This window comes from Kitasatospora sp. NPDC114501, from assembly GCF_055633695.1.
The window spans coordinates 309,918-322,596 of sequence record NZ_JBVKDS010000001.1 but is presented as its reverse complement, the minus strand read 5'-3'; the positions used below and the strand labels follow the sequence as shown (position 1 = coordinate 322,596).

The 12,679-nt window shown below is 70.0% G+C and carries 16 protein-coding genes; all 16 read right to left on the bottom strand.

Annotation, left to right across the window (positions count from 1 at the left end; all coding sequences use genetic code 11):
- Positions 1–96: 96 nt before the first annotated feature.
- The 16 genes from ACZ7RU_RS01490 to ACZ7RU_RS01415 all read right to left on the bottom strand — a co-directional run bounded on the left by ACZ7RU_RS01490 (position 97) and on the right by ACZ7RU_RS01415 (position 11,668).
- Positions 97–543, bottom strand: a complete 447-nt coding sequence (locus ACZ7RU_RS01490; RefSeq protein ID WP_470338930.1) for a hypothetical protein — start codon at positions 541–543, stop codon at positions 97–99.
- 72 nt (positions 544–615) lie between these two features.
- Entirely contained in the window at positions 616–837 is a 222-nt protein-coding gene (locus ACZ7RU_RS01485; RefSeq protein ID WP_470338929.1) for a hypothetical protein, read from the bottom strand.
- Complete coding sequence (locus ACZ7RU_RS01480) at positions 834–2,321, bottom strand: DNA cytosine methyltransferase (protein ID WP_470338928.1); 1,488 nt, start codon at positions 2,319–2,321, stop codon at positions 834–836. The genes ACZ7RU_RS01485 and ACZ7RU_RS01480 overlap by 4 nt, the downstream gene beginning before the upstream one ends.
- A gap of 15 nt (positions 2,322–2,336) precedes the next feature.
- Positions 2,337–2,495: a hypothetical protein gene (locus tag ACZ7RU_RS01475; RefSeq protein WP_470338927.1), complete on the bottom strand. Its 159-nt coding sequence runs from the start codon at positions 2,493–2,495 to the stop codon at positions 2,337–2,339.
- 88 nt (positions 2,496–2,583) lie between these two features.
- Positions 2,584–3,036, bottom strand: coding sequence for a hypothetical protein (locus ACZ7RU_RS01470; RefSeq protein WP_470338926.1), 453 nt, complete (start codon positions 3,034–3,036; stop codon positions 2,584–2,586).
- Between the two features lie 381 nt (positions 3,037–3,417).
- A complete protein-coding gene (locus tag ACZ7RU_RS01465; protein ID WP_470338925.1) occupies positions 3,418–4,251 on the bottom strand; it encodes a hypothetical protein in 834 nt (277 codons plus the stop codon).
- Between the two features lie 33 nt (positions 4,252–4,284).
- Positions 4,285–4,689 carry a hypothetical protein gene (locus ACZ7RU_RS01460; protein ID WP_470338924.1) on the bottom strand — a complete coding sequence of 135 codons (405 nt, stop codon included), beginning with the start codon at positions 4,687–4,689 and terminating at the stop codon, positions 4,285–4,287.
- Between the two features lie 90 nt (positions 4,690–4,779).
- The gene (locus ACZ7RU_RS01455; RefSeq protein WP_470338923.1) at positions 4,780–5,169 is read right to left on the bottom strand and encodes a hypothetical protein; all 390 of its coding nucleotides are present in this window, start codon (positions 5,167–5,169) and stop codon (positions 4,780–4,782) included.
- Positions 5,170–5,261: 92 nt separating this feature from the next.
- On the bottom strand, positions 5,262–6,167 hold the full coding sequence (locus ACZ7RU_RS01450) for a hypothetical protein (RefSeq protein ID WP_470338922.1): 906 nt from the start codon (positions 6,165–6,167) through the stop codon (positions 5,262–5,264).
- Positions 6,168–6,215: 48 nt separating this feature from the next.
- On the bottom strand, positions 6,216–7,355 hold the full coding sequence (locus ACZ7RU_RS01445; RefSeq protein ID WP_470338921.1) for a PD-(D/E)XK nuclease family protein: 1,140 nt from the start codon (positions 7,353–7,355) through the stop codon (positions 6,216–6,218).
- Positions 7,356–7,530: 175 nt separating this feature from the next.
- A complete protein-coding gene (locus ACZ7RU_RS01440) occupies positions 7,531–8,628 on the bottom strand; it encodes an AAA family ATPase (protein ID WP_470338920.1) in 1,098 nt (365 codons plus the stop codon).
- Between the two features lie 36 nt (positions 8,629–8,664).
- Entirely contained in the window at positions 8,665–9,030 is a 366-nt protein-coding gene (locus ACZ7RU_RS01435) for a hypothetical protein (RefSeq protein WP_470338919.1), read from the bottom strand.
- Positions 9,031–9,253: 223 nt separating this feature from the next.
- Complete coding sequence (locus ACZ7RU_RS01430; protein WP_470338918.1) at positions 9,254–9,844, bottom strand: hypothetical protein; 591 nt, start codon at positions 9,842–9,844, stop codon at positions 9,254–9,256.
- A gap of 275 nt (positions 9,845–10,119) precedes the next feature.
- Positions 10,120–10,404: a hypothetical protein gene (locus ACZ7RU_RS01425; protein ID WP_470338917.1), complete on the bottom strand. Its 285-nt coding sequence runs from the start codon at positions 10,402–10,404 to the stop codon at positions 10,120–10,122.
- Positions 10,395–11,249 (bottom strand): peptidoglycan-binding protein, encoded by an 855-nt coding sequence (locus ACZ7RU_RS01420; protein ID WP_470338916.1) that lies wholly within the window; start codon positions 11,247–11,249, stop codon positions 10,395–10,397. Before ACZ7RU_RS01420 ends, ACZ7RU_RS01425 begins: the two co-directional genes overlap by 10 nt.
- A 59-nt stretch (positions 11,250–11,308) precedes the next feature.
- Entirely contained in the window at positions 11,309–11,668 is a 360-nt protein-coding gene (locus tag ACZ7RU_RS01415; RefSeq protein ID WP_470338915.1) for a hypothetical protein, read from the bottom strand.
- Between the last annotated feature and the right edge of the window lie 1,011 nt (positions 11,669–12,679).

The following is a 12,679-nucleotide window of genomic DNA, read 5'->3' as shown; positions in this document are numbered from 1 at the left end:
GTGCGCCCTCTGCGGCCGCCGGGCGCCATCGGACCCTCCCCTTCGGGCCGTTCGGCTGCTGCCAGGGGATCGGCGGCGGGAGGATCGCGGCACAGGTCAGGCCGCGATGGTGAGGAGCAGCTGTTCCTGCGCCGGGCCGGTCTCCGACTCGACCCGCGGCGGGGAGTCGACGGCTGCCCGGCACGGCTCGCACGGCTGCTCCCCGACGACGTAGTGCCGCTCGTGGCCGTCCCCGGTGCCGCAGGTGTCGCGGGGCTCGCCGGGCAACGGCAGGTCGACGTCGTCGACGCCGTCGACGGTGCTGATGACTTCACCGCCGAGCCACAGGCGGCCGCCGGCGACGCCGTCGAACTTGCTGGCGTGGGGGCGGGTCTGGCGGATGCACATGGCCCGGTAGGGGCAGGGCACGCAGGCGGCCATGGCCGGTGTGCATTTCTCGATCAGTTCGGTCTTGTTTGCCCATTCGCCTTCGGCGGGGCTGAAGCGGTCGTCGCGGTAGCACGCGGCGGTGAAGACGTCGGTGTCGGGCAGAGCGGTGAACACGGGCTTGGTGGTCCTTGTCGGGGGGTGCCCTGTCCGGCCGCCCCGGAAGGGGGAGGGCGGCCGGACAGGAGTTCAGGGGCGGTCGGCGGGGCGCCGGTGGAGACGCAGCAGGGTGAGGCGGCGGCTCGGGTCGTGGCAGACGCAGGTGACGTAGCGGTCGTGGAGCGGCCCGCCGTCCCAGCCGCCGGCGCCTTCGCAGTGGCGGCATTGCGGGTCGGGGGCCTGCGCGAGGACGAGTGCGCGGCGCGGTGGCGGGTCCAGGCGCAGGCGCCACCGCGGGCGGGGGCCGGTCACAGGACTTCCAGCAGCTGGCGGCCGATCCAGTGGGCGACGTTGCAGGACACCGCGTTGCCCGCTTGCATCGTCTGTTCGGCGCCGGTGCCCAGGACGATGTAGTCGCTGGGGAACCGTTGTCCGGCTAGCTGCTCCTTGGGCTTCAGCATCCTGAACCAGCAGTCCTCGATGCTCTCCGCGGTGACGACGACCGCGGCCGAGTCCCGGGTGGACAGCGTGTGGAGCGGGTAGCCGGTGTGCTTGGCGGTGGCCTTGCGGTACGGGACTACCAGGGTGTTGCGGTCGCGGGGGTCGACACGGCCTCCCGGCATGACGAGGCCGTGGTGGTTGCCCTGCGCGCTGACCGTGGAGATCGGGGCGTGGACCGAGGAGGTGGAGGCATTGTTGCGGAACTCCACGATGTACGGGGTGGTGAGGAGGGCTTCGGACTCGCGGGTGGTGCGGGTCCGTAGCGGCTGCTGCGCCGGGTAGGGCTCGGTGTTCCAGCTGCCGCCGACGGGCACGATCAGTGCGTCGCCCTGCTTGGTGCTGCGGGTCGGCATCGGCCGCTCGGTGACCGCGTAGGCCCGGTCTCCGCCGTCTTTGCCGTGGGTGAGGGTGACCGAGTACGGCTCGTACGGGTACTTCGCGCGTCCGGCTTCGATGCGCTGCATCGTGGTGTCGGCGAGCCTCTTGCTGCGGGAGCCGATGCGCTGGCCGAGGTCGGTCCAGTCGATGGCTGCACTGGCCGGGCGCACCCACGGTTCGACGAGGGCGTGGCGGCAGCGCGTGCTCGGGCAGCGGTAGTCGTACTGCTTGCCATATTTCCCAATCTTGATCTTCGGGTCCCGCCAGGTCTGGACGGCGTTGACCTGCTCGCCGCACTCGAAGCACCACGCCAGCGGGGATGGGGTGAGGTTGGGCTTGCGCATGCCCTTGCGGGTGAACGTGACGTAGATGCGGTCGCGCCACTGCGGGGCCCGAAGGTTGTTCTCGCCTCCGATGTGCGCCGAACTCGCCGAGGTGATCTGGTAGTTGTAGCCGAGCGCCCTCATCGCGTCGATCCATGCCGTGAACAAGACCCAGTCGGTGGCGAATTCGAGCACGTTCTCCACCACGATGGCCCGGTAGCGGTGAACCTCGGCGGCCCGCACGACGCACCACGCCGTGACCCGGGTCTTCTCGAACGCGGCGTCGGGCAGGACTTTGAACTCGTCGTCGCCGTCGAGGAGGTCGAGCTGAGGGGTCTCTCGGCGGCGGCCGCCGGCGGGGCTGATCTCGGTGCAGATCACCGATGCCCACAGCACGTCGGTTCTGGGCAGGTAGCGCATCGGCATGCCGGAGACGTCGATGCACAGGTGGTCGGCCTGGCTGTGGTTGGCGGCGTGGGTGGCCAGCGCCAGGCTCCAGTGGTTGACGCCCAGCTTGAGCTCAAGTCCGGCCTCGGCCAGCCCCGTTGAGGAGCCACCGGCGCCACACAGGAAGTCGGTGAAGGTAATGGACATAGGTTGGGGCTCCTCTCAGTTCTCGGGGTTGTCGGTCACGGGTTGGACGGGCGGGCAGGTCAGGCTGGGGAGGTCGTCGACGAGGTGCCCGGGGTAGGGCTTGATCGCCAGATGCCAGTGGTTGACGGCGTGGGCTATCTCGGGCGGAGACGGGGTGTTGTCGGGGGTGGTCATGCGGTAGTCCAAGAGGTGATGTCGGACTCATAGATGCGAGCCCATACAAGTTGGGGGTCGACCGCCGCTGGCGGCCCGGCCTGACAGGTCAGTTGCTGCGGATCCCCGCTCGGTCACCGGCGGCGTGAAGGAACTCGATCCACGGCGCCCAGTCGTCGATGAGGCTGCTCACGGCGGCCCGGTCTTCGTAGGGGGCGCGCTGGTGGGCGGCGAGGGCGGCGGTGATCTCGGCCGGGGTGACCAGCCAGCCTTCGCCGGTGGTGAGCTTGTGCCGGGGGATGCCGACCGGGTTGGGGATGCTGGCCGTCAGGACGCCGTGGTGCGTCGCCATGGCGGCGTCCCGCGGGTGCACGGGCGGGTGGCCGCCGGTTTGGGCCCGGGTGTTGTCCTGGGCGGCGAGCGCGAGGTCGAGCAGGTGGTCGTGGAGGTCCTGGATCATGCCGAGGCGGTCCATGGCGCGCAGGACGCGGTCGTGGGTGAAGTGGTCGAGGAAGTAGGTGACGGTGGGGTCGCAGGCTTCGAGCTGGTAGGCCCTGCCCATGGCGGTGTCCTTCGGTGAGGTCTGAGAGGGGGTGGGCGCCTCGGGCCCGGCGGGGGGCCGGGCCCGAGGCGAGTTGGGTGTTCAGTGGTGGTTGCGGGCGCGGTAGGCGATGCGGGCCGCCCAGAGAGACAAGGCGAAGCCGGCGCCGCTCAGGGCGAGGGCGATGATCTGGAGGGCGTCCACGGGCTGTTCCATTCCGGGCCTGTCAGTGGTGCGGGTTGTTGCCGCGGGGGCGGTGTCGGCGTTCCCGGGGTGGGTGGCGCAGCGACTCCTTGGCCCTGCGGGGGACCAGATTGGCGGCACCGGCGGGCTCGCCCAGAAAAGCTCGGTGAAGTCCAAGGGCGGGTCGAAGTCGTCGTCGCCAGCCGGCTGGCGGCGTGGTCAGCCATGGGGGCCCGCCATCCGCGCGGGGCATTGGGGCGCGGTGAAGAGGCGGGCCGCGGCCAGGTAGACGCCGTGCGCGTCGCCGATCTTGATGGCGTGCGCGATTTCGCGGACGAGTTGCTCGTCCTCCTGCGAGGTCTGGGGGTGGACGAACCGGCAGGTGCACGCGCTCTGGGGGGCTCGGCTGCCGGAAGCGAGTTCCGCCAGGGTCACCTGGACGACTCGGGTACGGTCGCGGTCGGCCAGCGCGTAGCGGGGCCAGTCGGGGCTCAGGTGCTGCTGGGTGATTCCGGCGGGCAGGCTTCGTGCGGCCGCCCAGGCGTACCGGGCGGCTTCCCGGTTTGCGCTCGGGAAGGACTTCCTGACCTCGTAGGTCGCGGGGCCGTGGTCGTGGATCGTGGTGACGGTGACGACGACGGGGTGGGCGTGGGGGACGGTCAGCAGGGCTATTCCTCGCGCTCCGAGGTAGGTGTCGATGGCGACAAGGAGCGGGGAAAGGAGAGCGCCGTTGAGAAGGTCGGGCCCGTCCGGGGTGGAGTCGTACACGGTGTCGCGGACGGTCGGGTTGTCGCTGCTGCCCCTGATCACCCGCCATGCGATGGTGGCGTCGATGTCATCGGGGAGGTCTCCAATCTCGTCGCCGGTGTCGATTCGCAGGTAGCTGCCGTCGGGCAGTTCGGCGGTGATCGCTTCGGTGTCGCCGTCGAAGGTGATGTCGGTGACGAAGCCGCGGCGGCGCAATGCGTCGGTCAGGGGTGCGAAGGCCTCGTAGCGGGCCTGCCACTCGGGGTTCGTGACATGAGGATGGGTGGGCAGTGGCGCGAAGGTCATCAGGGGCTCCAAGAGGTCGTGTCGGCCGGTGGGTCAGGTGAGGCGCAGCAGGCGGGTCAGGAGGCCGCGTCGTCGGGCGCGGGTGGGCTTCGGGGAGGGTGGGGGTGGCAGGTAGCGGGCGATGGCGCCGAGGACGGGGCTGGGGTTGGTGCCGAGGTGGTGGTGGTCGCCGAGGAGGGTGGAGTCGTAGATGACGGCTCGCTGGCCGGTGGGGAGGGTTCGGGTGATCTGCCAGCCGGTGGCGCCGCTGGGCTTGCGGGCGGCGGCTCCTCCGATGCCGTCGTCGGTGACGGCCAGGAGCGTGCCATCGGGCAGGTGCAGGTGCAGGCTGGCATGCCGGCCTTGGGCGGCGAGGCGGAAGGGGATGCCGGCCCGGCGGGCGAGGTCGGTGATCGGCCGGTAGGTGTCGGCGAGGGTGGGGGTGTCGAGTGGTGGCACGGTTCCTCCGTACATGATGTGGCGCTCTTGCGTGAGTTCCCATACAAGTTCGGGGCGGCCAGGGGCGTGGACCCCCGGCCGCGAGGGGGGCTAGGCGGCGCGCTCTGCGGAGTGCCGGTCGGACCAGGCGGCGAGCGTGGTGGCCATTGCGTGGAGCCGGGCGACGAGACGCCGGGCGGTTTGGATGTCGAACTGGTTGGGTTCGGCGGGAAGTTCGTGGCGGCGGTGGCCGAGGAAGTCGAGGAAGCCGTCGACGTAGTTGGACAGTTCCGCAGCGGGGGCGTCTGCGGCGTCCCGGTCGGGGGCGGCGTTGACGCTCTGGGCGAGGGCGGCGATCTGGTCGAGGTCGTGGTCGATCTCTTCGTTCTCGGCGCGCTCGGTGGCGATGGTGCGGACGAGCGGGTCGAGGATGCTGGAGTAGTCAAGGGCGTACGTGGGGCGCCCCTGGTTGTCCTTGACGGCGATGAGCGTGGGCAGCATTGCGATTCCCTTCGTCTGGGGGCTTCCCCCCTCTTCATGTTTAAATTCTATACTCATTCAGTGAGGGGATACAAGCTCCGTCGGCCAGTTACCTATTCGTGATATTTGGCGCGTTGGCGCGCCGCCCTGACCGCCTCGAACGCCTCCCGCCTCGCCGACTGCACCGCCTCCGAGCCGGCCTCCGCCTGCTCTCGCGCCGCCTGCGCGTCCCTCCGGAAGCCGTCCAGCCACTCCTGCTCCCGCTGCCTCTGCGCCGCCGCACGGTCCCGATCCTCGGCCTGCCGCTGCGCCCGGGCGCTGGTTCCGCAGGCCCGGCAGTTCGCCGCGACCTTCCGGTGACGCGAGCACGGCCGCGCCTGCGACTCCTCCAGATCCGCTGGCTCCCCCGCGGCGCCAGCCGTGGGGGGTAGGGGGGTAGGTAGGACGTAGGAAGGAGAAGGAAAGGAAGGGGTTCCCCCAGGGGAACCTGGTGGGTTCCCCTCGGGCGACGTCGTGGGTTCCCCCGGGGGAACCTTCGACCCCGGCGGAGGTGGGTTCCCCTCGGGCGACCCATGGCGCTCGGCCGCCCGCAGTTCCCGCTCCTCGATGTCGCGGGAGGTACGCGCCGGGGCCGCCGGGGCAGCACGCGCAGTCCGGGGCCGCGCCAGGCGCGGGTTCCGCGGCGCGGCGACCGCCGCCCGTTGACGCTCGCCCAGCTCGTCCCTGTCCGGGATGCTCGGCACACCGGACGGGAACACCCGGTAGAGGGCGGCCCGGCCGGGCTTGCCGACCTCCACGCGCTCCACCAGGCCCCTCGCCACCAGGTTGGTGACCAGGGTGATCGTGCGCTTCTCCGACACGCCGGTCCATGCGATCATGCGGCGCAGGCCAGGACGCGACAGGCGGCTCTCGTCGTCCGCGCTGTCGCAGATCTTCATCAGCGCCAGCTTCTCGGCGGGGTTCTTGCCGATCACCTCCGGCGGCAGGTATGCGGCGGCGACCATGAGTTGTATCGACATGCGGGACTCCCCCTCGGTGGCACGGTGCGAACTGGTGCTGCACCGCGTTCACTTGGGGGCCGCCTTGACCTCGATCCGGCGGGGGCCCTTCTTCACGACCCTGCGCGTGGGCACCGCGAGGCCGGCCGTCACGAGGGCCTTCACCATGCGGGCCTCGTCGGGGATCACCGGTATCGGCGCGCCGAGGTCGTCGAACAGCTCGATCATGGCGCGCACGTCCGGCTCCTCCACCTCCTTGTCCTCGCCCCGCCACCCCAGGACGTTGCGCCCGTACGTCCCCGCTTCGGTGCCGTCGACGGCCTTGCGCACGAACTTCTTGATCCGGTCGGCCTCCGCCCAGTCCTTGTGCGCGTCGGCGTAGTCCGCCAGGTGCACCGCCACGTCCTCACGGTTGTGCACGATGTTGGCCTGCACGGGCCGCCCGGACGCCGGCACGCCCCAACAGGCAGTCGCGAAGGGGCAGTAGTCGCACACGGTGTCGATGCCGGGCCCGTAGAACGTCCTGGGGGCCTGCTCGGGGTGCTCGGTCTCGGTGATCCGCTCCAGCCACCACACCGCCTCTTCGGCGATCTGCGGGTCGTAGGGGAACTCCTGGATGAACTCCTCGCCGGAGTCGCGGGAGATGAACCGCATCCGCACCCGCTCGACGTCGATCGGGCCGACCCGGGCCAGGACCCGCTGGCCGTCGACGTCGGCGAAGCCGCCGGTGCGCAGCAACCGCACGTAGGTCATGACCTGGCGCAGTTCCCCGGCGGTCGCGCCGTAGCGCCGCACCTCGTCCCAGCGGTAGATGGTGCGGGTCTTGATGTCCTCCACGGTGTTCACGTCGGCGGCGACCCTGGGGCGAAGGCGGCGCGGGAGCTGGCTGGCGGTGGCCCGGTCGAGTTGGACGATGTCGATGCTGCCGCCGATCGTCGCGTCGGCGACCCGCTTCTCGACGAGCCAGCCGAACTCGCGGCGGGCGGCGGTGGTCAGGCCTTCGTGGATGTAGGTGCCGAGCATCGCGGCCGGGCTGACGACGTGGTCGGTCGGCTCCCAGCCGTGGTGGATGTACGCGGCGCGGCGCTCGCACACGAGGTCGGACGCGCCAAGCTGGCGCTGCCGGGAGCGCGGTCGGGCCTGGTCGACGGCGTCGGCCGCGACCCAGATGGACGGCGACTCCGGTAGGTCGAGGACGGAGGTGGACATGGGTGTACTGCTCCAAGAGGTCATGACGGCACAGGGGCCCGTGAGGGGCGGGGCCGTCGGCAGGAGGGCACGCCGAGGTGCCAGCGCGGCTGCGGTATGCGGCGTGCCGGCCGGGGTACGGTGCGGGCGGTGACGACGGGGCCGGGCTCCTGGCGAGGAAGCCCGGCCGTGTCGGTCAGGCCGCGGCTGGGGTCTCGCCGACGACTTCGGCGTCGGCCTCGGCCTGCTGCGCCTCGGCGGCGGCACGCAGGCGGGCGGCGTCGCTCTCCGAGACGTCGTCGATGCCGGCCTTCGGGGCGGCGAGCTCGGCGGCGCGGGCCTTGACCGCCCCTCGGACGGTGTGCCACTCCATCTCGGACAGGCCGGTCTTCGACCCGGCATCCAGCTCGTCCCACAGCTTCAGGCAGGCGTCGCGGTCGTCGGCGGCGGCGATGCGCTCCATCCACGGCCCGGTACGGTCGCCAACCAGGACGGGCATCTGTCGGGGCTGGCTGGCGGTGGAGCAGCCGAGCAGGTCGAACACCAGCCGCTCGATGGTGAAGTCGTGCAGCTGCATGGGCTTGCCGCTCTCGACGCGGAACTTGAGGGTGCGGGCCTTGACTAGCTCAGGGGTCTGGTCGCGCCGCATCCGCACCCATGTGGTGACGTCGAAACCGAGGTCCTTCTGCGCACCGACCTTCCACTCGCGCACGGGACGGCGCCGGTCGTCCAGCAGGGGCTGGCCGTCCTCGTTCGTCGCCGAGATCTCCTTGCCCCGGGCAAGCATGATCGCTATGCCGGGGAACGTCTGCATAGCGCGGATGACCCTCTCCCAGCGGTTGACGGAGTCGTTCCACAGGTTGCGGGTGACGTCGACGTTCGCGTCGGGGTCGTCGCGCAGCTTGTCTCGGCTGCGCTTGGAGCGGCGGGCCCGGGCATGGGCCCAGTCGGACAGCATCCGCCACAAGGCGGTGCCGGAGTCGACGATGAGGACGACAGGGGGCTCGCCAGCTGCGGCGGCGCGGCGGGCTTCCTCCTTGACGGCCTCGACCTGCTCGGCGATGTCCACGTAGGTGCCGTCGTGTTCGATCACGTCGAACCTGGCGCCGGGGATCGCCCCGTACTCGTCGGCAGATCCCTCGGACAGGTCGAGGACGTAGCAACTGCCGACGCGCTCGGACTTCGTGAACTCGATGGCTGTGTAGGACTTTCCGGCGCCCTCCTCGCCTTCCAGCAGGATGAAGGGGAAGGGGATGACGCAGGTGGGCTTGCGGGACTTGATCTTCGGTGGCACGGGTGGTTCTCCAAGAGGTCATGACGGTGCGGTACGTCAGTCCGTACGCAGGGCACGGACTTCGATGCGCGGCGCCCACTCGGGGTGAAGCTCGATGAGAAGTCGGGCGTAGCGCGACCTGAAGTCGTTGTTCAGCCGGAAGTCGCCGTCGGATCCGAGGGTGGCGCGGCCGTAGGAGTAGCGGACGAGTTCGAAGAGCATGCCGAGGCTGATCGTGGCGAAGCGCGCGTCGATGCACTCCGCGGTGAGCCGCTCCAGCTCGGTGAGGACCCACGGGTTTGCCCCGTGGAACTGCTCGAACCGTTCCTGGATCGTCCCCGCGCGGGGCGTCCCGGTTGCGGGCACGACGATGCGGCGGACGGTTTCCAGGCCAGGCAGGTGGTCCTGAGTGACAGCGGACACGGCGCTCTCTCCCCTCAACTTGATGGGGATACTAAGCAAGAGTCCCCATACAAGTCGAATTCCTGACCACCCCCTCCGCCGAGAGGGGGGTCGAGCACCCTCTGTCGCGACACCGCGCGGCGGTGAGCGCGCTCTCATGAGTGACCCCCGTTTTGCCGGGCGGACCCTTCACCCACCCTCTTGTTTATATTCTATACTCACACATGGGGGTGGTCAACTTCGGTCAGCTCTTCTTCTTGACCCCCCTCGTGAGGATCTTCGATCCGGGGCCGTCGTACCGGCCGCTCTTGAGGGCCTCCACGACCTCGCCGTTGATCTCGGGGGCCTTGCTCTTGACCCTGGAGAAGCGGCTCGTGCTCTCCAGGCCGTCGGTGGCGCTGCTCAGCAACCACAGCGGTGAACCCGACAGGGACCAGTCCGGCCCCGGGAACGCGCTCGCCTTGATCGCGGCACTCAGTCGGGGCAGGAACGCCGCGGGATCCTCGTCGACGATGGCAGCGATCTCCTGCTGGCCGACGATCGGCGGCAGGTCGGCGCGCTGCACCGTCAGTGCGGACACAAGACCACGCCCCGGAGACTGCTCCTCCACCAGTTGCTCGACGACCGCCATGTTCGGCTCCTTTGGGCGCGCGAACCTCTCGCCCTGGGCCACCGCGAAGCCCAACGTCCAGTAGGCCCGGCCGCTGACGATCACCGCCTCGCTGTAGTCCAGCTGCCCGCGCTGGATCCATTGCGCAACGTTGCGGGCCGTCCCGTCGTAAATCGCGCTGAACTCCTGGTGGCCGACGAGCACCGGCTTCCTCTTGACACTCACTTCCGCCACTCCCTGCCATCGTGATAAGTGAGTATTAAGAATATGCCCAGGCTGTGGAAAACCTGGCATCAAGCCCCGGTGATAGAGTATGAAATCCAAGAGGTCGGGCCCCCATTCCGCAAGGAACGGGGGCCCAACTTGGTCGCCGGCGGGTGCCGGCCTTCGGCCCTTGTCGGCTCACCCCATCACGGGCCGGGTAACTCGCAGACGAGGCGCCGGCCAGAAGCTCCGTCCGGCCAGTCCGACCGGCACCGGCAGGCGCCACGCCGTCACCCCTACTGGGGCAGCTCTGCCTTCACTGCCGGGTAGGCCGGGGGCATGGCGTAGCCGAGCAGCCAGCCCCACCGGGGCGAGAGGTAGTGCTCCGCGGCCCTGAACACCGCGTAGTAGACGAAGGCCACCAACGGCACCAGGACGCCGGCGAGGGCGGTGGCATCAAGGTCGAGGCCGTAGCGGGCAGCAACGGCCACCAGCCAGCCCACCAGGGCGGGCACGCCGGTACGCAGCAGGGACAGGTAGAAGTTCACCGCACTCCTCTCGGAGGTGTTGGTCAGGACCACAGTCGGCTCCAGGTGGACGGGCCGGGCAGCCCGTCGGCGTCGCTGCCGCCCCAGCCCTGCGCGCGCTGGAACGCGGCGACGTTCGCCCGGTCTGCTTCGCCCCAGGACCGAGACGGGCCGACCTTGTACGCACCACCGAAGCCCTTGCGCACGAGCTGCTGCCCGAGGGCGAGGATCGAGTCGTTCACCCGTCCGGGCCCGAAGGCGTCCCGGCCGGGGAACGCCGGCGGGCCGGATGGCTGCGGGGCAGAGCCGTTGCCGAGCCGGGCGGCCACCCGGGCGCGGAACTCCCCCATGTCGATGCCGACCGGGTCCGGCTTGCCCGGCTGCCACTCCTTGTGGCCGATGACGGACCGCTCGGACCAGCCGTGCGCCCGGCACACCGCGGCGGCGGCCCGCACCATCGCCTCGACCTGCCCGTCCGGCCAGCCCTCGGAGCCTGTCCCGCTGTTGACGCACTCGAAACCGTAGAAACGAGCGTTTCCATCGACGTTGGCCTGGTCGACCGGGGGCAGGGCCCGCTCGGAGATGACCGCCTGGAGGACGTCGCCGTCGCCCGCGCCGGCGTGGTTGGTCCGGCCGTAACCGACCAGGTGCACGCCGCCGTCGCGGTCGATGACGCCGTGGCACAGCGGGCCCGGCAGCCCGGCGTAGCCGTCGCGGCAGATCTGCACGGAGCTGGAGGTGCCGGAGGTGGCGGTGTGGTGGATCACGATGCCGTGCACCGGCCCCCACGCACCCTTGGAGTCGCGGTTGTGGTTGCGCCAGTCACCGACCTCGGTGACGGAAAGCCCCTCGCTCCGCAGGGAGTTGAGGAAGGCGTCGGCGCTCAGAGGCGTTGCCAAGATGTGGTTCGCGTTTCTCCCCCGCGCACCAGGTGGTGGTGTAACTCGGCGCCAGCTGCCTACACGTGTGCGCCTTTGGAGAGCAGCCACAGCTGCACGGCCGCGACGACAAGCGGTGCGAGGAACGCGCCGATCAGCCACCGCCGGTTGGCGACCGCCGCCGCCTCGGCGGCTTCCCGCGCGCGGGCCTCCGCGGTGAGGTCTCGTTCGATGACGACGAGCCGCTGGTCGATCAGCCGCTGATCGGCGACGTACACGTCCTTGGTCACGGCCTGCTCGATCCGGCCGGCGAGAACCTGGAGGTCGGTCCGTAGATTCTCACGGAGCCCGGCGATGCCGTCCCGCTGGTCCTCACGCAGCTGGAGCAGAGCGCGCTGGAGCTCACCCAGGGTGGGTTCTGCGGTCGGCGGGACACTCAACGACTACTCCGAACAGGCGTTCCCCGCGCCGGAACCATCGTACGGCCTACCGCACAGGACAGGAATTCGCTGACATATCACCAGAACGCACTCTTACGAGTGAAGAGTCGACCGGCAGTCCCTGGAGTCGTATTAACGTCGGCGACATGCAGATCGTCCAGCTTAAGCGCCCTACCCGGACCGCAGACGTGGTCTCCTACGCAGGCAGGACCAATGCACAGCTGTCGATTCTGCGTTGGTCCGACTCGACCTGGGCCGGCACGGACCTGCGCCGCGCGATCGTCTGTTACCTCCGCGAAGTTGCCGCTGACTGGGCGGAGCAAGAGGCCGTCGCGCGCCCCCTGTTCAAGGTGTGGTCGCGCTACTCCGCGTTCGGCACGGCACGCACGGCGTGCTCGCGCATGGTCCGATTCGCGTCCGACATCTGGCTGCACTGCTCCGCTGCCGGTATCGCTCTTGTGGCGCGCTCACACAAGGCCCGACTCGGCTCCGGAAGTTCCGCATGTCCGGCACGATCCTGCTCGTCGAAGGTCTTCCCGTTGGCGACGGCCCGCTGTCCGCAGCGCCGATTTGCCTTCGCCTCCTCCCGGTTCCACCCACTTGGCCATTGTGGCCCGTGCGTGGTTGCCAGGTACCGATTGGCCGCGTAGCGGCTTCTCGCACGGGTCTCCGCCGAGTAACGAATCGGAGATCCAGAAGTGTTCAACCTTTTTCTCGCCCTTCTCATCGACATTCTCGCCAACACCGTTGGCCATATCGCTGCGGAGACCGTCGGCCGGTGGTTGGCGCGTAGCCAGGGCACGTCTCCGCAGCCGGTTCTGGTTGCCCGGCACCGCTCCCAGCGTGTCGCGCACCTGCACCGTGTGGCCATCCGACGTCCGGCTGCCCTGCGGGCCAAGTCGTCTGTCCCGTCGAACGATCGAAACGCTGAGCAGAGCGTTGCTCTGCGCCGTCGGCGCCGTGCCGTGAACCGGCGGCGTCCGGGCGGCCGCCAGGCCTAGGGGTGTGCTG